24 protein-coding genes are annotated in these 23,218 nt (G+C 58.2%); 10 read left to right on the forward strand and 14 right to left on the reverse strand.

Annotation, left to right across the window (positions count from 1 at the left end):
* Positions 1–120 precede the first annotated feature (120 nt).
* The gene (locus ACU6HM_RS08995) at positions 121–1,791 is read left to right on the forward strand and encodes an ArnT family glycosyltransferase (RefSeq protein WP_250756718.1); all 1,671 of its coding nucleotides are present in this window, start codon (positions 121–123) and stop codon (positions 1,789–1,791) included.
* Here the strand turns inward: ACU6HM_RS08995 and ACU6HM_RS09000 are convergent.
* The gene (locus tag ACU6HM_RS09000) at positions 1,730–2,107 is read right to left on the reverse strand and encodes a GtrA family protein (RefSeq protein WP_022983235.1); all 378 of its coding nucleotides are present in this window, start codon (positions 2,105–2,107) and stop codon (positions 1,730–1,732) included. The genes ACU6HM_RS08995 and ACU6HM_RS09000 overlap by 62 nt on opposite strands.
* 60 nt (positions 2,108–2,167) lie before the next feature.
* On the opposite strand from ACU6HM_RS09000, the gene ACU6HM_RS09005 reads away from it, so the two are divergent.
* Positions 2,168–2,926, forward strand: a complete 759-nt coding sequence (locus ACU6HM_RS09005; protein ID WP_250756719.1) for a ChbG/HpnK family deacetylase — start codon at positions 2,168–2,170, stop codon at positions 2,924–2,926.
* Between the two features lie 9 nt (positions 2,927–2,935).
* Here ACU6HM_RS09005 and ACU6HM_RS09010 read toward each other — a convergent pair whose 3' ends face one another.
* The gene (locus ACU6HM_RS09010; protein WP_022983233.1) at positions 2,936–3,532 is read right to left on the reverse strand and encodes a GNAT family N-acetyltransferase; all 597 of its coding nucleotides are present in this window, start codon (positions 3,530–3,532) and stop codon (positions 2,936–2,938) included.
* A gap of 50 nt (positions 3,533–3,582) precedes the next feature.
* Between ACU6HM_RS09010 and ACU6HM_RS09015 the strand changes: the two genes are divergently transcribed.
* Positions 3,583–3,924 carry a TIGR01244 family sulfur transferase gene (locus ACU6HM_RS09015; RefSeq protein WP_009463890.1) on the forward strand — a complete coding sequence of 114 codons (342 nt, stop codon included), beginning with the start codon at positions 3,583–3,585 and terminating at the stop codon, positions 3,922–3,924.
* Positions 3,925–4,011: 87 nt separating this feature from the next.
* Entirely contained in the window at positions 4,012–4,473 is a 462-nt protein-coding gene (locus tag ACU6HM_RS09020; RefSeq protein ID WP_009463889.1) for a universal stress protein, read from the forward strand.
* Positions 4,474–4,533: 60 nt separating this feature from the next.
* On the opposite strand, the gene ACU6HM_RS09025 is transcribed toward ACU6HM_RS09020, so the two are convergent.
* The 5 genes from ACU6HM_RS09025 to ACU6HM_RS09045 are packed head-to-tail and all read right to left on the reverse strand — an operon-like array spanning position 4,534 to position 10,687.
* The gene (locus ACU6HM_RS09025) at positions 4,534–4,785 is read right to left on the reverse strand and encodes a formate dehydrogenase subunit delta (protein WP_009463888.1); all 252 of its coding nucleotides are present in this window, start codon (positions 4,783–4,785) and stop codon (positions 4,534–4,536) included.
* Positions 4,782–5,648, reverse strand: coding sequence for a formate dehydrogenase accessory sulfurtransferase FdhD (fdhD, locus tag ACU6HM_RS09030; protein ID WP_022983232.1), 867 nt, complete (start codon positions 5,646–5,648; stop codon positions 4,782–4,784). Before fdhD ends, ACU6HM_RS09025 begins: the two co-directional genes overlap by 4 nt.
* Before the next feature lie 32 nt (positions 5,649–5,680).
* Positions 5,681–8,602: a formate dehydrogenase subunit alpha gene (gene fdhF, locus ACU6HM_RS09035; protein WP_324577100.1), complete on the reverse strand. Its 2,922-nt coding sequence runs from the start codon at positions 8,600–8,602 to the stop codon at positions 5,681–5,683.
* 13 nt (positions 8,603–8,615) lie between these two features.
* Positions 8,616–10,184 (reverse strand): formate dehydrogenase beta subunit, encoded by a 1,569-nt coding sequence (locus tag ACU6HM_RS09040; protein WP_336973288.1) that lies wholly within the window; start codon positions 10,182–10,184, stop codon positions 8,616–8,618.
* A complete protein-coding gene (locus ACU6HM_RS09045) occupies positions 10,181–10,687 on the reverse strand; it encodes a formate dehydrogenase subunit gamma (protein ID WP_042483136.1) in 507 nt (168 codons plus the stop codon). Before ACU6HM_RS09045 ends, ACU6HM_RS09040 begins: the two co-directional genes overlap by 4 nt.
* Positions 10,688–10,888: 201 nt before the next feature.
* On the opposite strand from ACU6HM_RS09045, the gene ACU6HM_RS09050 reads away from it, so the two are divergent.
* From ACU6HM_RS09050 to mobA, 3 genes are all read left to right on the forward strand, one after another.
* Entirely contained in the window at positions 10,889–11,995 is a 1,107-nt protein-coding gene (locus ACU6HM_RS09050; RefSeq protein ID WP_022983231.1) for a helix-turn-helix transcriptional regulator, read from the forward strand.
* Between the two features lie 210 nt (positions 11,996–12,205).
* Positions 12,206–13,309 (forward strand): GTP 3',8-cyclase MoaA, encoded by a 1,104-nt coding sequence (gene moaA, locus ACU6HM_RS09055; protein WP_446763694.1) that lies wholly within the window; start codon positions 12,206–12,208, stop codon positions 13,307–13,309.
* Positions 13,306–13,905 carry a molybdenum cofactor guanylyltransferase MobA gene (mobA, locus tag ACU6HM_RS09060; RefSeq protein WP_268380865.1) on the forward strand — a complete coding sequence of 200 codons (600 nt, stop codon included), beginning with the start codon at positions 13,306–13,308 and terminating at the stop codon, positions 13,903–13,905. Before moaA ends, mobA begins: the two co-directional genes overlap by 4 nt.
* A 231-nt stretch (positions 13,906–14,136) precedes the next feature.
* Here the strand turns inward: mobA and ACU6HM_RS09065 are convergent, their stop codons facing one another.
* From ACU6HM_RS09065 to ACU6HM_RS09095, 7 genes are all read right to left on the reverse strand, one after another.
* Complete coding sequence (locus tag ACU6HM_RS09065) at positions 14,137–15,342, reverse strand: molybdopterin molybdotransferase MoeA (protein ID WP_446763695.1); 1,206 nt, start codon at positions 15,340–15,342, stop codon at positions 14,137–14,139.
* A 103-nt stretch (positions 15,343–15,445) separates the two neighbouring features.
* On the reverse strand, positions 15,446–15,988 hold the full coding sequence (moaB, locus tag ACU6HM_RS09070) for a molybdenum cofactor biosynthesis protein B (RefSeq protein ID WP_336972519.1): 543 nt from the start codon (positions 15,986–15,988) through the stop codon (positions 15,446–15,448).
* Positions 15,981–16,460, reverse strand: a complete 480-nt coding sequence (locus tag ACU6HM_RS09075) for a molybdenum cofactor biosynthesis protein MoaE (RefSeq protein ID WP_446763696.1) — start codon at positions 16,458–16,460, stop codon at positions 15,981–15,983. The genes moaB and ACU6HM_RS09075 overlap by 8 nt, the downstream gene beginning before the upstream one ends.
* Before the next feature lies 1 nt (position 16,461).
* A complete protein-coding gene (gene moaD, locus ACU6HM_RS09080; RefSeq protein ID WP_009463873.1) occupies positions 16,462–16,719 on the reverse strand; it encodes a molybdopterin converting factor subunit 1 in 258 nt (85 codons plus the stop codon).
* A gap of 19 nt (positions 16,720–16,738) precedes the next feature.
* Entirely contained in the window at positions 16,739–17,242 is a 504-nt protein-coding gene (moaC, locus tag ACU6HM_RS09085; RefSeq protein WP_009463872.1) for a cyclic pyranopterin monophosphate synthase MoaC, read from the reverse strand.
* Positions 17,243–17,321: 79 nt separating this feature from the next.
* On the reverse strand, positions 17,322–17,960 hold the full coding sequence (locus ACU6HM_RS09090) for a response regulator transcription factor (protein WP_446763697.1): 639 nt from the start codon (positions 17,958–17,960) through the stop codon (positions 17,322–17,324).
* Complete coding sequence (locus ACU6HM_RS09095) at positions 17,953–19,923, reverse strand: PAS domain S-box protein (protein ID WP_336972529.1); 1,971 nt, start codon at positions 19,921–19,923, stop codon at positions 17,953–17,955. The genes ACU6HM_RS09090 and ACU6HM_RS09095 overlap by 8 nt, the downstream gene beginning before the upstream one ends.
* A gap of 115 nt (positions 19,924–20,038) precedes the next feature.
* Between ACU6HM_RS09095 and ACU6HM_RS09100 the strand changes: the two genes are divergently transcribed.
* The 3 genes from ACU6HM_RS09100 to ACU6HM_RS09110 all read left to right on the forward strand — a co-directional run bounded on the left by ACU6HM_RS09100 (position 20,039) and on the right by ACU6HM_RS09110 (position 23,099).
* The gene (locus ACU6HM_RS09100; RefSeq protein ID WP_026485094.1) at positions 20,039–21,022 is read left to right on the forward strand and encodes a TRAP transporter substrate-binding protein; all 984 of its coding nucleotides are present in this window, start codon (positions 20,039–20,041) and stop codon (positions 21,020–21,022) included.
* Between the two features lie 119 nt (positions 21,023–21,141).
* Entirely contained in the window at positions 21,142–21,777 is a 636-nt protein-coding gene (locus ACU6HM_RS09105; protein ID WP_035271196.1) for a TRAP transporter small permease, read from the forward strand.
* Positions 21,774–23,099: a TRAP transporter large permease gene (locus tag ACU6HM_RS09110; RefSeq protein WP_022983420.1), complete on the forward strand. Its 1,326-nt coding sequence runs from the start codon at positions 21,774–21,776 to the stop codon at positions 23,097–23,099. The genes ACU6HM_RS09105 and ACU6HM_RS09110 overlap by 4 nt, the downstream gene beginning before the upstream one ends.
* The last annotated feature ends 119 nt before the right edge of the window (positions 23,100–23,218 follow it).

A 23,218-nucleotide genomic window follows, 5' to 3' on the forward strand; every position in this document is an offset into this window, starting at 1 on the left:
AGGCCGGATCGTTTAATTGGCGAACTGCTCTCATTTGTAATTGAACGCTACATCGATACTCTGAATCGCTTCGACAGCTACGCAAGTAGCTGCCTACCCCTATTGGTTTGGCTTTGAGCGATGAGTATCGATAATTCCTTTTCCTCTTCCGGTGCAACACTACCGCTTGGACAAGCGCGTGGACCGGCCTATTGCTTACGTTGCGGCGTCCAGCGCCTGGGTACGCTCTCTAGTGTGTCCGTGGGGCTGCTGGCACTGCTGTGGTTTGCGCTGACCCTGGGGGCGTACCCCTTATTGATTCCGGATGAGGGGCGTTATGTCGGCGTGGCCCTGTCCATGCTGGAATCCGGTGATTATCTGGTGCCGCGTCTGGACGGCCTGCCGTTTTTCCATAAACCCCCCTTGCATTATTGGCTGACTGCCCTGAGCCTGAAAGTGTTGGGGGTGAATTTTGTGGCTGCTCGTCTGGTACCTGCCTTGATGGCGGCCTTGTTGATTGCCGGTATGCACGCGTTCTTGAAGCGTCATGCCAGCCAGCAACATGCGGGCTGGACGGCTTTGATTCTGGTCAGCAGCCCCCTGCTTTTCGGTGCTTCCCATTACGCCAATCTGGACATGACGGTTGCTGCCTTGATCAGTAGCTGTGTGCTCTTGGGTGGTCATGCTGCCTTGCAGATGGAGCAAGGGCGCTCCTATCGTTGGGCCTTGATGGGGCTGTATGCCACCGCAGGCCTGGCTTTTCTGGCAAAAGGCTTGATCGGGATTTTGATCCCCGGCGGTATCTTGGTGTTCTGGCTGCTGGGTCGAGGCCAGTGGCGTACTTTGTTGCGTCTGTTTTCTGTGACAGGCCTGGGGGTTTTGCTGCTGGTTGCCACGCCCTGGATGTGGGCCATGCAAGCGCGCTACCCCGGTTTTTTTGACTATTACATCGTCTATCAGCACTTCCAGCGTTTTCTGGAAGCCGGCTTTAACAACCCTCAGCCTTTCTGGTTCTACTTTGCCCTGATGCCTGTTGCCACCTTGGGTTGGACGCCATTCTTGTTCAAGCGCTTTCGTGGTTCTGTTAATGCTTCCGACGGTTTGGGAGCGATACGGGGCTTGATGCTGTCGGCATTGCTGACTGTGCTGGTTTTCTTTTCCATTCCTTCGTCCAAGCTGGTGGGCTATGTCCTGCCTGCGATTGGCCCTTGGGCTTTTTTTCTGGCGGATGTGGTGATTCGCCGCAGTCAGCGGGATGGAGAAGCAAAGGTAGAGCGCTTTGCGGTCTGGAGCCTGGGTGTTTGTGTTGCGATTTGTGCGTTTGCCGTGGCGACGATGATGCTGCGCCCACAGGTCAACAGTCAGGCCTTGGGCCGTGTACTGGCCAGTGAATACCAAAAGGGTGACCGTGTCGTCTTTCTGAATAATTACCGTTATGACCTGGGCTTCTATGTTCCGGGCCTGAAGAACATCAGCGTGATGGGGCGCTGGGATGATCCGGAAATCATGCGCACCGATAGTTGGCGCAAGGAGCTGCTGGAGGCAGCTCGCTTTGAGCCGCAACGTGGGGCGCTGACCTTGATAGATCGGGCAACCCTTCGTCAGCAGTTATGTCGGGACAGCAAGGCGGTCGTCTGGTTGATCGGCTCGCCAGATGCCGTGCGCCAAAGCCAGGTGCTTAACCATGCTCAGCGCCTGTATGAAGATCAGCGTATTGCTCTATGGCGCTTTGATCACGACGAGTACGAGCTTATGTGCGGCGGAACGCCCAAAGCCGCCCAGCCAGAAACGTCAGCACAGCCAAACCGATAAGAATCAGGCCCAGCAGCAAGTCGTAGCGCAGACCGGAATGATTCAGTAAAAACGCATAGCTGGCTTCGTTGACGGCGAAGCCAGCGGCAGACACCAGAAAAAAACGTGTCAGAGCCGGCAGAAAGCGGGCATTCTGGGAGCGGAATGTCAGCCAGTAGTGGCCACCAAAGGACACCAGGAACGCAATCAGCCAGCCAAAAAGATTGGCCAGCAGCGGAGACAGGCTCAGCGTTTGCACCAGGGCGATTACAATGCCCCAGTGCGTGAAGGCGGCCAAAGTGCCGACCAGTATGAACAGAATGATTTGACGAGACATAAAGCGGAGCGAGCAGTGGCCAAGGACAGGCAGATCAGTATATGCGCGGATGATTTTGGCATGGCCCCCGCCGTGGACGAGGCCATACTGAAATTGGCCCAGGCCCGGCGCCTGACAGGAACATCCTGCCTGGTCGATGGGGACAGCTTTGTGCAAAATGCACCAGCACTGCACCAGAGCACGCTGCAAAAAGGTTTGCACCTGAATTTTACCGAGTTTGCTTCCCAAGCGGGCGTGTATGCCATGCCGCTCAAGCAGGTGATTATCCGCAGCCTGCTGCATCGTCTGGATGCCCAGAAGGTCAAGGATAGCGTGGCTCGCCAGCTGGATCGTTTTGAGGAGGTGATGGGGCAGGGCCCGGACTATATCGACGGGCATCAGCACGTGCATCAGCTACCCATGATACGCGAGGCCTTGCTGGCAGAAATGGAGCGCCGTTATGCCGCTTCCATGCCTTGGCTGCGTTATACCGGCGCCCAGCGTCTGGCTACGAGTTTCGCGTTTAAAGACAGATTCAAGGCGCAGATTATTGCCGGGCTGGGTTCCAAGGATTTGCTGCGCCTGGCCAGAGCCAAAGGCGTCACCTTGAATACCGGCTTCACCGGCGTGTACGACTTTCAGGGTGGCAAGGAGCGTTACAGCGCCTTGGTCAAAGCCTGGCTGGCGGTGATGCAGCACGGGGACAGCATGATGTGCCATCCCTCCTTGAGCAGCGTGCAGGACGATCCTGTGGGCTTGCAACGTCAGGCAGAGTACGAGGTGCTGGCTGGCGATGAGATGCAGCAATGGCTGGATCAATACAGCCTGCGCATTGCCTGAGAAGGAAGATCAGGGCGTCTGGGCTGGCTGGCTTTGGCTGCCGTCACCCAGACTGCGCTGCATGATGACCACATCAATCCACTGCTGGAACTTATAGCCCACGGCTGGCTGAGTACCTACATGGGCAAAGCCCAGCGAACGGTGCAGGGCAATCGAGCCCCGGCTGTCATGGCCGGAGATGATGGCCACCATTTGCCGCCACGGGCCTTTCTCACACTCCAGCAGCAATTGTTCCAGCAAGGCTTTGCCCAGACCTTTGCCAATCTGACCTTGAGCCAGATAGATGGAGTCTTCTATCGTGAAGCGATAGGCCGGGCGGGAGCGATATGTTCCTGCGTAGGCATAGCCCACGATCTGCCCGTCCAGCTCTGCGACCAGCCAGGGCAAATTCTGCTCGCGCACTTGCGTGAAGCGGGCACGCATTTCCTGTTCGTCCGGTGGGCGTTGTTCAAAGGTCGCCGTGCTGTGCAGTACGTGATAAGCATAGATGTTTTGCACCGCTGCCATATCGTCCAACGTGGCCTGACGTATCAGCAAGGCACTGGCGTGATTGCCTTGCGGCAGGGAGGCAGAGAAAGGGACTTGCGTACTATCGGGGGGGAACATACTATTTTTCCTTTGAACTGATTTAGTTTATCCCGATTTCAGGAGTTTCTATGTCCTTCCCGCACCAGTTTTTGACCGAGCAATTGGCCGTCGCCCCTCAATTATCGGGAGAGGACATGCAAGCCGTGGCCGATGCCGGTTTTAAAAGTGTCATCATCAACCGTCCCGATATGGAAGGCGGTCCCGACCAGCCCTTGTCGGCAGACGTGATGAAGGCCGCCCAGGCGGCAGGCTTGCAGGTGGAATATCAGCCAGTAGTGGGTAGCGCTATTACTTCTGCTGATGTTGCTCGTTTTGGTCAATTGCTTGAAGCCTTGCCAGGCCCGACTTTGGCCTACTGCCGCACGGGTACTCGCTGTGCCGTATTGTTCCGCGCATTGAACGAATCCTGACCTGGCTCAAGGTTCAGGTCTGTACTAGCTTGTCCTGTGTCGGTATGCAGCGGTAAGCTATCTGTCTCCATTCAAAGGGGTTATGCCATGTTCAAGAAAATTCTGATTCCAACTGACGGTTCCGAGCTCTCCTCCCAAGCAGCCAACAAAGGCGTGACCTTTGCCCGCCAAATTGGTGCCGAGGTTCTGGCTTTGCACGTGACGCAGCCATTTGCTGCCACCGTTGGTTTTGATGGTATGGCTGCTGCCTACGCCATCACCGACGAGGACTACGACAAGACTGCCAAGGAACAGTCGCAGAAGTACTTGCAGCAGATTCTGGACCGTGCCGAGACCGCTGGCGTCAAGGCCACTGGTAGATCCGTATCGAATTTCAATGTGGCCGATGGGATTGTGCAGGTCGCTGAGCAGGAAGGCTGCGACCTGATCTTTATCGGTAGCCACGGCCGCAGTGGTCTTTCCCGCCTGTTGCTGGGTAGCGTGACCATCAAGGTGCTGAATATGGCCAAGAATACCGTGCTGGTGTACCGCGTCAAAGAAAGCGATTAATCGTTTTCAGCCCAAAGAAAAAGCCCGCCTAGGCGGGCTTTTCTGTGTCTGCGGCACGTCTTATTGGCTGCGTGGCTCCAGCTGCTGTTTATGGGTCACGACTGCCTGCAAAACAATAGGCAGCAGCTCGCCATCTTCGCTTTTACCGCTGGGATTTTGTTCCACAAAATCCAGCAGGGAGCGGCGCATGCGCGGGTCCCAGAATTTCTGGATATGTTCCGCAATCTCGCGCAGTCCTTGCTCCCGATTGCTCAGGATTTCAAAGAACTGACCGATCTGGTTGGCCATGGGAATCAAAGGAACAATGTTCATGGTGATGTGGCCGAGCGTGACTCGGCAGAATTCAGATAGTGGGGATGGCTGTACAGCGTGAAGCTGCGGTCACGGGCAAAGGCGGCCAGCATGACACCCAGTTCATCGGCAATCTGCACGGCATAGGCGGTGGGGGCGGATACGGCCACCACAAAGTTGATGCCCATGGCAGCGGCCTTCTGGACCATCTCGAAGCTGGCACGGCTGGAGATCAGCACCATGCCAGAGCGGGGATCAATATCGTTGCGCAGCATGTGGCCCAGCAGCTTGTCCAGCGCATTATGGCGACCTACATCCTCGCGCACGGCCAGGATATCACCTTGCAGATTGCACCAGGCCGCCGCATGGGTAGCGCCCGTCAGACGATGCAAGGGTTGGCTGGAGCGCAAGGCATCCAGGGCCTGGAAGATGGCGGCAGCATCGGGGCGGTGCTCGGGAGCGTCCAGACGGGGTAGCTGTCGGCGTACCTCGTCCAGACTTTCCAGACCACACAGGCCACAGCCTGTACGGCCAGCCAGCTGACGGCGACGCGCCTTGAGTTGATGCTGGCAGGCACTGGCAATCTCGATTTGCAGCAGGCTGCCGCGCTCGCCTTCCAGCACATCCACGCCGCGTATATCGTCAGCGGTACGAATAATGCCCTCGGTCATGGAGAATCCGTAGGCCAGATCTTCCAGATCACTGGGGCTGCACAACAAGGCACTATGGCTGATGCCATTGAACTCCAGAGCCACGGCTTGTTCGCGCGCCAGCGCATCCTGATCCTCTTGGGGCAGGGTGTCAGCTTGTGTTTCAGCTGGGGTACGCGCCTGCCGCCATACGGTGGCAGGGGCGCTAGCATCACGAAAATCTGCCTGGCTCACGTGGGCAACTCCTTAGGGCCTGTTGGGACGCATCATACTTTCGCGACGGCCTCGGCATGCTCATGCGAATGGCTGTGATCCGCCTGGGCCAAATCCTCGGCCGGGACGGTCTCGCCTTGCAGGAGACGCTGCTGAATATCGTGGAAACGGTTCCAGCGATTTTGCCAGGCCGACTCGGAGGTCACGCGCTGAATTTGCACGGCCGTCACCTTGTACTCGGGGCAGTTGGTTGCCCAGTCCGAGTTGTTGGTGGTGACCACGTTGGCGCCCGACTCGGGAAAGTGGAAAGTAGTATAGACCACCCCTGGCTGCACTCGTTCGGTCACCGTCGCGCGCAGGGCGGTCTCTCCCGCACGGCTCTTGACCGAGACTTTGTCGCCACTGCGAATGCCGCGATCTTCGGCATCCACCGGGTGAATTTCCAGCAAGTCCTCTGCATGCCAGGCCACGTTGTCGGTACGGCGGGTTTGTGCGCCCACGTTGTATTGCGACAGGATACGGCCGGTGGTCAGCAGCAAGGGGAACTTGCGGCTGCTGCGCTCTTCGGTGGGTACGTACTGAGTCAGCATGAAGCGGCCCTTGCCACGCACGAACTCGTCGATGTGCATGGTGGGGGTGCCTTCAGGTGCCTGTTCGTTGCAAGGCCATTGCACGCTGCCACCCAGTTCCTGGATGCGATCGTAAGACACGCCAGCAAAGGTCGGTGTCAGACGGGCGATCTCGTCCATGATCTGGCCGGGATGCTCGTAGTTCATGGGGTAGCCCAAAGCACGGGCCAGGGCGCAGGTGACTTCCCAGTCGGCCATGCCCGCCTTGGGCTCCATCACTTTGCGTACGCGCGAAATGCGGCGCTCGGCGTTGGTGAAGGTGCCGTCTTTTTCCAGGAAGGACGAACCGGGCAGGAACACATGGGCGTACTTGGCGGTTTCGTTCAGGAACAGATCCTGCACCACCACACACTCCATGGCGGCCATGGCAGCAGCTACGTGTTGGGTGTTCGGGTCGGACTGAACAATGTCTTCACCCTGGCAGTACAGTCCCTTGAAGCTGCCACTCAAGGCGGCATCAAACATATTGGGAATGCGCAGACCGGGTTCAGATTGCAGGGACACGCCCCAGGCCTGTTCAAACTGCTGACGTACGCTGGTGTCGGAGACGTGACGGTAGCCGGGGAACTCGTGCGGGAAAGAGCCCATATCGCAGGAGCCTTGCACGTTGTTCTGACCACGCAGCGGGTTCACACCCACACCTTCGCGGCCTACGTTGCCGGTGGCCATGGCCAGGTTGGCAATGGCCATTACGGTGGTGGAGCCCTGGCTGTGTTCTGTCACACCCAGACCGTAGTAAATCGAACCGTTGCCGCCGGTAGCGTACAGACGGGCTGCGCCACGGATGTCGTCGGCGGATACACCGCAGATCTCGGCCATGGCTTCTGGCGAGTTCTGGGGCTGGCTGACAAAGCTACGCCATTCATTGAAGGCAGCGGTATCGCAGCGCTCGGCCACATAGGCCTCGTTCACCAGATTTTCAGTGACGATAACGTGGGCCATGGCGGTCAGTATGGCGGTGTTGGTGCCTGGACGCAGGGGCAGGTGGTAGTCGGCCTGGATGTGCGGCGAGCTGACCAGTTCGGTCTGGCGCGGGTCGATCACGATCAGGCGGGCACCTTGGCGCAGGCGACGTTTCAGGCGCGATGCAAACACGGGGTGAGCGGCGCTGGGGTTGGCACCCATCACGATCACCACGTCGGTGTGCATCACCGAGTCAAAGGTTTGCGTACCGGCGGACTCACCCAGGGTCATCTTCAGGCCGTAGCCGGTCGGGGAGTGACACACGCGGGCGCAGGTGTCCACGTTATTGGTACCAAAGGCGGCACGAACCAGTTTTTGCACCAGATAGGTTTCTTCGTTGGTGCAACGCGAGGAAGTGATACCGCCCACAGCGTCACGACCGTGCTGATCCTGAATGCGACGGAACTCGGAGGCGGCGTAATTGATGGCCTCGTCCCACGACACTTCCTGCCAGGGGTCCGTAATGCTCTTGCGTATCATGGGACTCAGGATACGGTCCTGGTGCGTGGCGTAACCCCAGGCGAAACGACCTTTCACGCAGGCGTGGCCACGGTTGGCCTTGCCGTCTTTCCAGGGTGTCATGCGAATGACCTTGTCGCCCTTCATTTCGGCCTTGAAGCCGCAACCTACACCGCAATAGGCGCAAGTAGTGATGACGGCGTGCTCGGGTTGCCCCAGATCGATGACGGATTTCTCCATCAGGGAAGAGGTCGGGCAGGCTTGAACGCAAGCGCCACAGGACACGCAATCGCTGCCCAGGAAGCCATCGTTCTGACCGGCGGTGACGCGCGATTCAAAACCACGCTTGTCGATGGTTAGTGCAAAGGTGCCCTGAACTTCCTCACAGGCGCGCACGCAGCGATTGCAGACAATGCATTTGCTGGAGTCGTAGGCAAAGTAAGGGTTGGAATTATCGGTAGTATCGTCCAGGTGGTTGGCACCATCAAAGCCATAGCGCACGCTGCGCAGGCCCACCACACCGGCCATGTCTTGCAGTTCGCAATTGCCGTTGGCAGGACAGGTCAGGCAGTCCAGCGGGTGATCGGAGATGTACAGCTCCATCACGTTGCGGCGCAGCTTGTGCAGGGTGTCGTTTTCGGTTTGGACGACCATGCCTTCTTCCACCAGGGTGGTGCAGGAAGCAGGGTGGCCGCGACGGCCTTCAATGTCCACCAGGCACAGACGGCAGGAGCCAAAGGCCTCCAGCGAATCGGTGGCGCACAGCTTGGGAATATTGATGCCGGCCAAGGCGGCTGCGTGCATCACGGAAGTGCCGACGGGCACTTCAATCAATTTGCCATCGATGGTCAGGTTGACCATCTCGGTCTGGGTCGAGGCTGGGGTGCCCAGGTCACGTTCGCGTACGGCGACTGTTTCTTTCATGGTGATCTCCGTCTTAGACCTTGGCCAGGTCCTGCTCGGTTTGCGGGGCCAGTCCAAAATCCTGGGGGAAGTGTTCCAGCGCGGACAGGACGGGATAAGGGGTCATGCCGCCCAAGGCGCACAAGGACCCGGAGAACATGGTGTCGCACAGGTCGCGCAACAGCTCGACATGGTTGTCCATGTCTTCGCGGCGACGGATCTTCTGGATGGTCTCTACGCCACGCGTAGAGCCGATGCGACAGGGTGTGCATTTGCCACAGGATTCGATGGCACAGAATTCCATGGCGTACTGCGCCATGTGGGCCATGTCTACTGTGTCGTCAAAGGCCACCAGACCGCCGTGACCGACCATGGCATTGATCTTCATGTAGGCCTCATAGTCCAGCGGGACATCCCAATGGTGCTCGGGCAGATAGGCGCCCAAGGGGCCACCGACTTGCACTGCACGCAAGGGACGACCGCTGGCGCTACCGCCACCGTAGTCGTACAGCAATTCGCGCAGGGTGACGCCAAAGGCTTTTTCTACCAGGCCGCCGTTTTGCAGATTGCCGGTCAACTGGAATGCCAGTGTGCCACGCGAGCGACCCATGCCGTAGTTCTGGTAGTAAGCACCGCCCTTGGCCAGAATCACCGGCACGGAAGCCAGGGACACCACGTTATTGATGACTGTAGGCTGACCAAACAGGCCTTTGATGGCGGGCAGAGGCGGTTTCACACGCACCATGCCGCGCTTGCCTTCCAGACTGTCGAGCAGGGCGGTTTCTTCGCCACAGATGTAGGCGCCGGCTGCTTTGCGTACTTCCAGATCGAACTCGTAGCCGCTGCCTTGAATGCTCTTGCCTAGCCAGCCTGCGGCGCGCGCCGCCACAATGGCTTCGTTCAACGCTTGTACAGCCAGCGGGTATTCGGAACGCACGTAGATGTAGCCATAGGTCGCACCTACAGCCAGCCCGGCAATTGCCATGCCTTCAACCAGGCACAGTGGATCGCCTTCCATCAGCATGCGGTCAGAGAAGGTGCCCGAGTCGCCTTCGTCGGCATTACAGACAATGTATTTCTGCTGTGCCGGGGTGTTCAGTACCGTGTTCCATTTGATGCCGGTCGGGAAAGCCGCACCGCCACGGCCACGCAGGCCGGAGTCGGTCACTTCTTTCACAATGGCGGCCGGTTCCATGCTCAGCGCCTTGCGCAAACCTTCGAAGCCACCACAGGATTGGTAATCGGCCACGCTGACCGGATCAATAATCCCCACACGGGCAAAAGTCAGGCGTTCCTGATTCTTCAGGTAAGGGATGGCGTCCGTCAGACCGTGGCACAACTTATGTGCACCGCCTTGCAGAAAACCAGCGTCGAACAGACCGGGCAGATCTTCAGTCTGGACAGGGCCGTAAGCGACACGGCCTTCAGCTGTTTGCACTTCCACCATGGGCTCCAGCCATAGCAAACCACGCGAGCCATTGCGCACAATCTGCACATCCAGACCGCGCTCCTGAGCCTGGGCCGCCAGTTGCTGGGCAATCTCATGGGCGCCCATGGCGACCGCTGCGGTGTCGCGCGGAACGTAAACGGTAATGGTGCTCATGACTGGGCCTCCTGGCTGCTTAGCAGGGCATCCAGTTTTTCGGGGGTGACGCGTGCATGGGGTACGCCGTCCAGCATGACAGCGGGGGATTGGGCGCACAGACCCAGACAGTAGACGGGCTCCAGTGTGTACTGGCCGTCGTCGCTGTTTTCATGGAAGTCGCAGTTCAGACGGCGACGGGCATGAGCCGTCAGCTCCAGTCCGCCCCGCGCCTGACAGGCTTCAGCCCGGCAGATTTCCAGGGTATGAGTCGCGTGGGGCTGGGTGCGGAAATGGGCGTAAAAAGAGATAACGCCATGGATTTCCGCACGGGACAGCGCCAGCTGCTCGGCCAGCACCGGCACCACGGACTCGGGAATACAGGCAATCCGGTCCTGAATCGTGTGCAAAATAGGCAACAGGTTACCTTTCTGGCCGGCGTGCTCCTGCACGGCCTGCAAGGCGACCTCTTCAGGAGTCAGACCGGACAGGTCCTGCTCCTGGTGATGAGGGGTTGTTTGCATGTCCTGTGTGCGCGGTGCCCGAATAGGGTGCCTGCGCCTCCATATTTTTTATGCACAGCCGTGCATATTATTTGACAGTGTTTTCCCTTGTAATCTAACCACTTAAGTCCATAACTTCAATAAGCAATATTTCGCATATATAATGTTTGGTACATGCAGCACAGAACATAAATACGAAAACACACAGGTCTTCAAAAACACATGACCAAACAGAAATTCAAAGCCCGGCTGCGCTCTGAATGGATTCTGGAAAATGCAGATGGCGTGGACCTCCCCATGGGGGATGTGTTGCGTTTGTTGGGTGCCATCGAGCGACTGGGGCACTTGGCGGGAGCCAGCAAGGAATGCCAGTTTTCCTACAGACATGCCTGGGGCTTGTTGCGTAATGCCGAAAAACAGTTTGATGCGGCCTTGCTGGAAACCTCCCGGCGCAAAGGTACCAAGCTGACCGAGTTCGCCCAGCGTTTGCTGTGGGCGAATCGGCGACTGGATGCGCGTCTGACGCCGACCCTGGAGAGCATGGCTTCCGAGCTGGAAGAGGAGCTGGGCCGCTTGTATGCGCAGCCTCTGGACCGTTTGCGCTTTCAGGCCAGTCACGGATTTGCGATTGAAGGCCTGATGCGTTTTGCCAATGAGCACGATGGTCTGCCGCTGGAGCTGCGCTACCGCACAGCCATTGAAGCGCTGGCTTCGCTGGAGCGCGGGGATTGCGATCTGGCCGGTTTCCAGGTTCCGGTGGGTGAGTTCGAGGTGGCTGCCATGCGCCGTTATGGGCAGTGGCTGTCTCCGGCGCGTCACAGGCTGATTTTCCTTTCCACTCGCCGGACCGGCTTGTTTGTGGAGAAGGGCAATCCCAAGAACATCACCGGCATGGCCGACTTGTTGCGGCCCGATGTGCGCTTTGTGAACCGTCAGATGGGGTCCAGTACCCGCTTTCTTGCGACCTTGCTGCTGGGGCAGTTAGGGGTAAACACGAATGCGGTGCTGGGCTTTGAAACAACAGAATTGACACATATGGCGGTGGCGGCTCACGTTGCCAGTGGCATGGCCGATACCGGCCTGGGTGTGGAAACAGCGGCCAGTCGATGCGGGCTGGAGTTCATTCCCCTGGCCCAGGAGCGTTATTTCATTGCGGTCGAGCAAGAAGCGCTGGATAAGGCTCCTATGCAGGAACTGATGAACGTGATTGGCGGTTCCGCGTATAGTCAATTCATGGAAGGTCTGGTGGGTTACGACCCACGGGGTTTGGGACAGATCATGACGCTGGAACAGGCATTCGGGCAGGCTGCCGACATGCTCTGGCGTTAGACCCCATTGCATGACGAAAACACACACCATGAGACGGGGACGAACCCTGTCCTTGAAAAAGAGAACACCATGAGCGATGAGCATGGGCCAAAACGTGAACCGGTGTCTGTAGACCAGGTTCAGTACAGGCCATATCAAGAAGCAGCTCCCCCAGGTTCCGAGGCCCGGCCCTTGGAGCCGAGTGACCCGCAGCCTGCTGGAGCGGGAGTTATGCCGTCCGGCATCGAGCAGGGGGCGCAAGCGGGTGCTGCAGAGCTTGCACGCCGCCCGACCGTGCGGATTGCCGCTGTGTCAGGGCAACCTTTGGACAAGCGTCACCGCCCATTTCGTGACCTGCGCATTTCCCTGACTGACAAGTGCAATTTCCGCTGTACCTACTGTATGCCGCGGGAAGTCTTTGGCACGGACTACGAGTTCCTGCCTCATTCTTCCCTGCTCAGTTTTGAAGAGATTGAGCGCGTAGCACGGCAGGCCGTTGCTCTGGGCGTGCGCAAGCTGCGCCTGACGGGTGGCGAACCGCTATTGCGTCGAAATATTGAAGTGCTGATTGCCATGTTGGCCAAGCTGCGTACACCGGAAGGTGATGCGGTGGAGCTGACTTTGACCACCAATGGCACCTTGCTGGGTCGCAAGGCTCAGGCCTTGAAAGACGCGGGGCTGAATCGTGTCACCGTCAGCTTGGACGCCTTGGACGATGCCCGTTTTACTCAATTGAGTGATAGCGGCGTGTCAGTCTCCACCGTACTGGATGGCATTGCCAAGGCACAGGCCGTGGGTTTGAGCCCGGTAAAGGTCAATATGGTGGTGCGCAAAGGGCTGAACGATGATCAGATCTTGCCCATGGTGGAGCACTTCAAAGGCTCGGGCCAGATTCTGCGTTTTATTGAATATATGGACGTGGGCACCAGCAATGGCTGGAATCTGCAAGAAGTGCTCAGCGGTGCGGAGATTGTGGAACGTATCCAGTCCCGTTTCGAGTTGGAGCCAGTGGCCGCCCAATACCGTGGCGAAGTCGCCAGCCGCTGGCGCTTCAAGGATGGGACGGGCGAAGTTGGCGTGATCACCAGCGTCACTCAACCCTTCTGTGGAGACTGTTCGCGCATGCGTCTTTCGCCCGAAGGACGCCTGTTTCTGTGCCTGTTTGCTTCCCAGGGTTATGATGTGCGGGCGCAATTGCGCTCGGGTGCGTCCGACGAACAGTTAGCTGCCTATATGCACGGCGTCTGGACGGGACGGCAGGACCGATATTCCGAGATTCGGGGTGAGCAAACCACGAGTCGTGACCGTATCGAAATGAGTTATATCGGCGGATGATAAGCACACAGGACATCAGCGGTATTGTGCTGGCGGGCGGACGAGCCCGCCGTTTTGATTTGTCGGGCCAGATCGATAAAGGCTTGCTGCTCTTGCAGGGTCAGCCTTTGGTGCAGCATCTGGTACGTCGCCTGCGTCCGCAGGTGGGGACTATCCTGATCAGTGCCAATCGCAATCCCGAGCAGTATGTCCATTGGGGACGTGTGGTTCCTGATGTCTTGGAGCTGGAGGGCTATCTGGGTCCGCTGGCCGGTTTGGCCAGTGTGCTGGATCAGATCAGTACGCCGTGGGCCTTGTCCTGCCCGGTGGATTTGCCTTTTGTGCCAGTGGATCTGGGCAAGCGTTTGATCAAGGCCGTTGAGGAGCAGGGCGCTGTGGCTGCCTACGCGCAGGCAGAGCGTAGCCACCCTTTATGCCTGTTACTGCGCACCGATCAGGCTGCGGGCCTGAAAGACTATCTGCTTAGCGGCGAGCGCCGTGTCATGAGCTGGCTGGAGAGCATAGGTGCGGTGGAAGTGGATTTCCGCGATGCGCCTGAACATGCTTTTTTCAATATCAACACGCCGCAGGATCTGGATCAGGCGCAAAGCTGGTAAGTCTGTTGCAGTGGCTTTGCTGGGCAAGTATTGATGAGCAGAGGAAAACAGAGGCGGGGTTGGCTGTTCGTGCGTGAGCGTTCCGTTATGCGGCCCTCCTGAGCAGTAGGCTGTCTTTACGTGAAGTACCTTTAAATAGCTCCAAACCAAAACAAACAACACAAAAAAAAAACCGCCCTGATCAGGGCGGTTTTTGTATGGCAAGGCCAAAGCGTGAATAAGCGTCCGAGCTTATGCCTGCCACTGGCTGTATTCGTACAGACGCACCACATCGCCGGGGGCGATATGAGAGTCAGCAGGGATACGTGCCAGCGCTTGTGCCCAAGGCAAGGAGCTGATGACGCCCGAACCCTGATTGTCGAAGGGGCGCACCAACAGGCGGCCTTGCTCGTCGTTGTCTACTTGTACGCGGATGAATTCTTCGCGGTCACCTTCAAAGTGGCGTTCACCTTGCAGGACGCCGTAACGTGTGGTCGGCAGCACGTGTTGGCGACCTTGCAGACGACGAATCAGCGGCGAAACCATCAAGGAAAACACGGCGTAAGAAGATACCGGATTGCCGGGCAGGCAGACCAGAGGCTTGTCGGCAATGTAGGCCAGCGCCAGCGGCTTGCCGGGTTTCATGCGCACTTTCCACAGATCCAGCTGGCCGCCTATGCCTTCGATGGCAGGTTTCACAAAGTCTTTTTCACCGACCGAGACACCGCCTACGGTCAGCACTAGGTCGCAGCGTTGCAGCAGCTCTTTCAGGGCGTCCTGAATGGCTTCCAGCGTGTCCTTGGCATGAACCGCGTGGACTGTTTCAACCCCTAGCGCTTGCAGTTGTGCACGCAGCATGGGGGCGTTGGAGTTGTAGATCTGGCCGGCTTTCAAAGGCTGGCCGGCAGGGGTCAGCTCGTCGCCGGTGGTCAGAATACCGACGGTCAGCAGCGGGTAGACCTGCAGCTGAGCGTGGCCTTGCGCAGCCAGTTGGGCAATATGGGCCGCCGTCAGCTTGGTGCCTGTGGTGATCAGCACTTCACCAATGCGCATGTCCTCGCCTCGGCGGCGGATGTTCACACCAGCCTCGGGCATTTCCAGAATGCGCACACCTGCTTCGTCTTCCTGGCAGTTTTCCTGAATAACCACGGTATCCGCCCCGGGTGGCAACATGCTGCCGGTAAAGATACGGATCGCCATGTTCTCTTTCAGCGTTTCAGGAATATCGCCGGCATAGCAGCGCTGCTGAATGGGCAGTACCTTGCCGTCGGCAATGTCAGCCAGGCGCAGAGCATAGCCGTCCATGGCGCTATTGTCGGCGGGCGGCATGTCCAATTGCGCTTGAATATCCTGGGCCAGAATGCGTCCCAAAGCTTGCGACAAGTCGCAGGTTTCGGTTTGGGTGGGGACTTGCCCTGCCTGGGCCAGTCGCTGCTGAGCTACGTCAAATTCGATCATAGGTTTGGGGAAACTCGATAAAACTGGGTTCTGGTTTGGAGCGAGTGATGGCCGTGTGGTCGTCACCGTGCGTGCAAGCTGCTCTGTACCGTTGCATGTGGGGTCAAGCCTGGGCTGAAGGGGCGGGTGGCTCCAGATATTCCGAGGCAAAATTGCAGGGCCGATGTCGGCTGTCCAGCTGCTCTTTCAGGATCTTTTCCCAGGCCAGCTTGCAGGCGCCGCCCGAACCGGGAATGCAGAACAGCAAGGTACGGTTGGCCGTTCCTGCCAGCGCATCGGACTGCAGCGCCGAGGAGCCAATGTCCTGATAGGACAAGTAGCGGAATTGTTCTCCAAAGCCGGTAATGACCTGATCCAGCAAGGGGGTGACGGCCGCAATCGTGGATTTCTTGTGGCTGAAGCCGGTGCCGCCATTGCAGATGATGACGTGAATGTCAGGATCCACAATCCATTGGCTCAAGAGCGCACGGATAGCGTAAATATTGTCCTTGCTGATGGCGCGCTGTACGCAATGGTGACCGCTTTCCGTCAAGCTGGCGGCCAGGTAATCACCCGAGCTGTCCTCGTCGGGGCCCCGGCGGTCTGAAATCGTCAGAACAGCCGCGTTCAAACGTGCGGCGGGGCGGTCGGTCTTGGCTTTAGACATGCTTGTCGGTGTCCGAAGAGGTATTCCAGGAATCGGTTTTCTGGGCGTCGCTGTCGCGCTGCTGTACCCAGAAACGCTTGCCGTCAGCCAGGGTTTCGCGCTTCCAGAAAGGGGCGCGGGTTTTCAGCACGTCCATGATGAATTCGCAGGCGCGAAAAGCGTCGCCACGGTGGGCACTGGTGACGCCAACATACACAATCTGCTCGGTCAGGTGCAACTCGCCCACGCGGTGCACGACCAGCGTATCCAGTATGGGCCAGCGTTGACGGGCCTGGTCGCAAACCGCTTCAATCTCGCGCTCGCACATGCCGGGGTAGTGTTCCAGGAACAGGGATTCGGTGGCGGTGCCATCGGCCTGATCGCGCACGTAGCCGGTAAACGTCACCATGGCACCAGCCTTGCCGCCAGCCGTGGCGCGCAGCTCGGCATTCAGGGCGGCAACATCAAAATCTTCAGTCTGGATACGAATCATCTCAACCTCCGGTGACGGGCTCGAACACAGCCACTTCATCGCCGGGGCGGACAGGGTCGGTAGGCTTGGCGTGAAACTGGTTGACGGCCACATGCAGGCGGCCGGCCATATCGCTTAAATTCGGGTGGCGTTGCAGCAGGGCCTCGGTCCATTGCTGAACGGTGCCTTCCTGGGGCCATTCCCAGTTTTCCTGGCGCTGGCCTGTGCGTTCGGCCACTTGGGCGAAGTACAGGACGCGCAATGTCAAAGGGCTTGTCATGCTATCTCCGTGAAAGGGCTTAGAGCTGGGCAGTCCAGGTCCCGCTTTTGCCGCCGGTTTTCTCCAGCAAACGGGTCTGTTCGATCACAATGCCTTTGTCGGCCGCTTTGCACATATCGTAAATGGTCAGGGCGGCAATGGAGCAGGCCGTCATGGCTTCCATTTCTACGCCGGTGGTGTAGCGGGTGCGGCAGGTGGCCAGCACGGCAATGGTGCCTGCTGCGGCGTCGCTTTCAAAATCAATGCCGACAAAATCCAGGGGCAGGCTGTGGCACATGGGAATCAGCTCGGCACAGCGCTTGGCGGCCAGCACACCGGCCACGCGTGCGGTGTTCAGCACTTCGCCCTTGGCATTGTGCTGAGCCGACAGCAACTGGTAAGCAGCGGGACTCAAACGCACCACGGCGCGGGCCGTGGCCGAGCGGGAGGTGGCGGATTTGTGGCTGACATCGACCATTTGAACTTTCCCATCTTCATCCAGATGGGAAAGGTGCAAATCTGTGTTTTCGGTAGTGGTGCTCATGATCGCTCCGGGACCGGGCCTAGTGCGCGGTTCTAATTGTTTATGGTTGCATTATATACACCCGGCGCGGTGGCTCTGGCTAAGGCCCCGGCGGGTTGCGGTCTTCCCGCAAGCGGGCCGGGTTCAGCAGTCGGGCCAGTTCGATCAGGGTGCGAGCCTGCATTTTTTCCAGTGCCCGAGCGCGGTGCACTTCCACAGTGCGCATGGTGATGCTCAGGTCCTGGGCAATCTGCTTGTTCAGCCGTCCCTCCAGGGCCAGGGCCAGCACTTCGCGCTCGCGCTGCGACAGGGTGTCCAGCCGCTCTTCCAGTGCCTGTTCGTTGTCCCGTTCTTCCTGACTGGCCTCGTAGCTGCGCAGCACATCCAGTACCCGGTCCACCAGATCGTTATCGTTAAAGGGCTTTTCGATGAAATCCGCCGCGCCTTGTTTCAGCGCGGTCACGGCCAGCGGCAGGTCGCCGTGGCCGGTCAGGAAAATAACGGGCAGACGGGATTGGCGCTCGCGCAATTGCTCGAACACTTCCAGGCCGGACAGACCATCCATACGTATGTCGAGCAGGATGCAGCCCTGCGTTTCGGGGCTCAGGGCATTTAGAAAAGCCTCGCCGCTGTCCCAGAGTTCGGTGTTGACCTGACGGGTGGAGAACAGCCAGGATAAGGCATCGCGGATGGCCGGGTCGTCGTCCACGATGTGGACCAAAGGAGCGCGCTTAGTCATGTTCGATCAAGGGTAGGGAAAACAGGAAAGTGGCACCGTGGGGAACCCCGTTTTCAAACCAGAGTTTGCCATGGTGCAACTCCACGATGGAGCGGCAAATATTCAAGCCAATACCCAGACCTTGGGCTTTGGTGGTGGTAAAGGCCTGGAACACTTCTGCCATGATCGTTGCTGCCACGCCGGGGCCCTGGTCGGCCACCATCACCAGCACGACACCATTGCTGGCCTGCATGGTCACTTCCAGTACCCGGCGTTCTGGCTCCAGGCCCGACATGGCTTCGGCGGCATTGCGCAGCAGGTTGAAAATCAGTTGTTCCAGCAGTACCTTGTCGCCCATTACGGGCAGGCTTTCGGGGTGGGAGGGCACAATCAATTGAATCTGGTGATGGCGCAGACCTGCCTTGGCCATGGCCAAGGCGCCTTGCAAGGCATCGGGCAAATTCAGAGGGCTAAGCTGCGGATCGCGCTTGCGCACAAAGTCGTGAATGCGGTGGATGATTTGCCCTGCGCGGCGGGTTTGTTCCGCCAGGCTTTCCAGACCGCGACGCAGCTGTTTCGGGTCCAGCGGTTCATTACCCAGCAGGTTCAGGGAACCAGCCGCATAGCTGGCAATGGCCGAGAGCGGCTGGTTCAGCTCGTGGGCCAGTGTGGAGGCCATTTCACCCATGGTAATGAGCTTGGCCGTGTGGTGTAGCTGTTCGGATTGGGAACTGGCCAGGGCTTCGGCCTGCTTGCGCGAGCTGATATCGATGATGGAACTGATCCAGCCCACGTGCCGTTTTTGCGCGTCAATCAGCGGGGATTCAAAGACCTGCACATCGACACGTGAGCCGTCCGGGCGCTGGAACAGGGTGTCAAAAACTTGCACCGAGCGGGAGGATTTCAGTCGATCTCGACGCTCCAGTGTTTCATCCATCATTTCCGGCACCCACCAGGGCATGGGTGGGGCCAGACCAATAATTTCTTCGCTGCTGCGGCCCACCAGTTCGCAAAACGCCGGGTTCACATACAGCACCTTGCCGTCCAGATCGCGGGCGCGCATGCCAGTCACCATGGAGTTTTCGATTGCGCTGCGAAAGGCCTGCTCCTGCATCAGGGCCAGCTCGGCTTCACGGCGCTTGCGGGCGTAGTGATGTTGCATGGCCAGGTTCACCACAGCCAGCAGGGCCAGGCCCGCAATCACGGTCAGTAGCAAGGTGAAGGTGGGGATGTTCTTTTGCGGGTAAGGCGTCATCAGTAAACGCACACCATGCAAGGGCGGGTCTACCGACATGGCGTAGCGCAACTGGCTTTCGCCCGGCTCGCCTTTGGAGCGTGTGGCCAGCGTCTGGTCGCTTTGGTCGATCAGGGAGACGTGATATTGCTCGGCAATCCACCAGGGCACGTTTTCCATCAGGATGGTGGCCAGCGAAAAGGTGGCGCGCAAGGTGCCGACAATATCGTTGTCTTCGTAGATCGGAACCACCAGGTCCAGCACGCTTTCCTGGTGTTCATTGGAGTAGTAGGCCGGTAGCCAGGTGGACGTGCGCGGCGTGCTGACGTGGGCTGCAATCCGGGTATCAGCACCGGGCGGGCGCACCAGCAAGGTGGTGCCAAATCGATCCTGCACGGCCACTTTCAGCAGATCCGGGTGGATGGTCTTGAAGTGCTGTAATTGCGTCAGCGCGGTCTGGGTCGTGACGGGCTGGGACTGGACTTCAATTTCGCTGGCAATGCGGCTTAAATTGTTCTCGTGCGAGCGCAGCTGAAAGGACAGGGATTGCTCCACCCACAAAGCATTGCGTATCAGCTCGTTGGACTGCTCCTCATCCCGTTCCTTATTGACCGCCCAGGCAAACACGCCCATCAGCAGCACAATAATCAGGATGGCCAAAATAGGCACATAGGTGCTGATCGGGTAGGCCGCCAGAGTGCGCGAGGCCGCTTGGCGTATGAATCCGGACGGACGGGCAAGACGCATCATGACAAAAGGTTTCGGATTTCCACAATAGATAATTCGGGGCCGCTTTTTTAAGCTACACGCTTTCAAGCACATCAATCAATAAAACGTGTCGGCTCTTAACCGACCGGAGGCAAACATGAAAAAGACCCTTGTGGCCAGCTTGCTGGCGTCCGTATTCTTGTCCGCGCCTGTTCTGGCTAACCCCATGATCATCAAGTTCAGCCACGTTGTATCGCCAGATACACCTAAGGGCAAGGGCGCCGTGCGCTTTAAGGAACTGGCCGAAAAGTACACCGAGGGCAAGGTGGTTGTCGAGGTCTACCCGAACTCGCAACTGTACAAGGACAAGGAAGAACTGGAAGCCCTGCAACTGGGCGCCGTGCACATGCTGGCTCCGTCGCTGGCCAAGTTTGGCCCTCTGGGCGTACGCGAATTTGAAGTGTTCGACCTGCCTTTCATTTTTCAGAACCGTGAGGACCTGCGTAAGGTGACCGAAGGTCCTGTAGGCCGCATGTTGCTGGACAAGCTGGAGCCCAAGGGCATCAAGGGTCTGTCCTACTGGGATAACGGCTTCAAGGTCATGAGCGCCAACACGCCCCTGAAAAGCGTGGATGATTTCCTGGGTCTGAAGATGCGCATCCAGTCCTCCAAGGTTCTGGAAGCCCAGTTCAAGGCACTGGACGCTGTGCCTCAGGTGATGGCCTTCTCCGAGGTATACCAGGCTCTGCAAACAGGTGTGGTCGACGGCACCGAGAACCCGCCATCGAACATGTACACCCAGAAAATGCACGAAGTGCAAAAGCACGCCACCGTGTCCAACCACGGTTACCTGGGTTATGCCGTGATCGTAAACAAGAAGTTCTGGGAAGGTCTGCCTGACGATATTCGCCAAGGCATGGAAAAAGCCATGGAAGAAGCCACGGTTTACGCCAACGACATTGCTGAGCAAGAGAACAACGACTCCATGAAGGCTATGGAAGAGTCCGGCAAGACCCAGTTCTACCAACTGAGCGATGCCGAGCGTCAGGAATGGGTCAAGCAGCTGCGTCCCGTGCACAAGGAAATGGCTTCGCGTATCGGCCAGGACGTGATCGACGCCTTCTACAAGGCTACCGAATAAAGCCTGCTTCATCTGATTGTCTTGTACAGGTCTGATTCAGACCTGTTCTTCTTTTCTTCCCGCTACATGCTTGTGTCTGCCCGGCCCCCGGGCGGGCAGACTGTAGTCTGGAGCTACCCATGTTTTTACGATTTCTGGACCGCTTTGAGGAAATGTTCATCTCATTTCTGATGGTGGCGGCCGTAGTGATTATTTTTGTAGCGGTCTGCCAGCGCTACTCGGTCAGCCTGCTGGCGGATCTGGTGTCCTGGTCGCGGGCTCAGGGTTATGAGTCCATTACCGCCATGGCCCGTTCTACCTATCGAAGCGTGGCCGGCGTCAACTTGCTCTGGGCACAGGAACTGTGCATTTACCTGTTTGTCTGGATGGCCAAATTCGGCGCCGCTTACGGCGTTCGTGTTGGTATCCACGTGGGTGTGGACGTGCTGGTGAACGCTGTGGGCCCACGCTGGCGTCATCTGCTGGTGGTGATTTCCCTGTTCGCCGGTGCCTTGTTCACAGCCATTGTTGCCTGGATTGGTGGCCGCTTTGTCTACGGCATTGCCCAGACAGCCCAGGTGTCGGCTGACCTGGAAGTGCCAGTGTGGATTGTGTATCTGGCGGTACCTGCGGGCTCCTTGCTGATGTGCTTCCGCTTCCTGCAAGCCTTGATGAACTTTATCCAGACGGGCCATTTGCCTCATCACGAGCCTGCGGCGGATCTGATCGCTGAAACAGAGCGCGGTGTGTCTGAATCCGAAGGAGCGCGCGCATGACCGCCCTGATTATTTTTGCCTTGCTGGCTATCCTGTTGCTGACAGGCATGCCGGTATCGATTGCCCTGGGTCTGACGGTGATGGGGTTCCTGTTCACCATGACCGAAGTTCCTATGGACAGTATTGCGCTCAAGCTGTTCACCGGGATCGAGAAGTTCGAGATCATGGCGATTCCGTTCTTCATCCTGGCCGGTAGCTTCCTCACGCATGGCGGGGTCGCACAACGCATGATTCGCTTTGCCGCTTCCATGGTCGGCCACTTGCCCGGCGGTATGGGTCTGGCTGCGGTGCTGGCTTGCGCCCTGTTTGCGTCTATCAGTGGTTCCTCGCCTGCCACGGTGGCGGCCATTGGTTCAATCATGATTCCGGCCATGGTCAAACAAGGCTACCCCGTGCAATTCGGGACCGGGATTGTGGCGACCTCCGGCGGTCTGGGCATCTTGCTGCCACCCTCGATTGTGATGGTGATGTATGCCGTGGCAACCAGCGGCATGATGGTTGAAGGTCCGGATGGGGTCAAAGTTGGCACGGCTTCTATCGGTCAGCTGTTTATTGCCGGTGTGGTTCCGGGTTTAATCCTGGCGTTTCTCCTGGGTGCCACGACCATGTTCCGCGCCTGGAAACTGGGCTACCCCCGTATGCCGCGTGCTTCCTACAAAGAACGCTGGCGCGCCTTCATGGACTCCATCTGGGGGCTGATGTTGATCGTTATCGTGATGGGCGGGATTTACTCCGGTGTGTTCACGCCTACCGAAGCAGCAGCTATCAGTGCGGTTTACGCCTTTGTGATTGCGGTCTGGGTCTACAAGGATGTGAAGCTGCGCGAGGTCAAACGTATCGTGCTGGAATCGGCAGCCATGAGTGCCATGCTGCTGTACATCATCACCAACGCGGTCATGTTCGCCTTCATTCTGACCTCCGAGCAGATTCCACAAGCCATTGCGGAATGGATTGTGTCGCAAGGCATGGGCCTGATCGCCTTCCTGCTGTTCGTGAACGTCCTGTTGCTGGTGATCGGTATGGTGATGGAGCCCTCGGGACTGATTCTGATCATGGCTCCCATCCTGTTTCCTGTCGCCATGAAGCTGGGCATGGACCCGGTTCACTTTGGCATCATGCTGGTGGTGAACATGGAGATTGGGCTGGCGACACCACCAGTGGGCTTGAACCTGTATGTGGCGTCCAGCATATCGAAGTTGGGCCTGACCGAAGTTACCAAGTCCACATTGCCTTGGTTGCTGACTGGTTTGGCCTTCCTGTTGATGATTACCTTCGTACCTGAAATTACGCTTTGGCTGCCCCGCATGATGGGATGGCTGTAGTAGTCCTGATCGCTATCCGCGAGCAGGGCAAGGTGAGCCCCTGATGTGGCAGTACGGCTTGATGCAAGCTGCGCAAGACGTGAATCACCTTGAAGGCCGGGCAAAAAGCCCGGCCTTTT

Source organism: Alcaligenes sp. RM2, assembly GCF_052931795.1.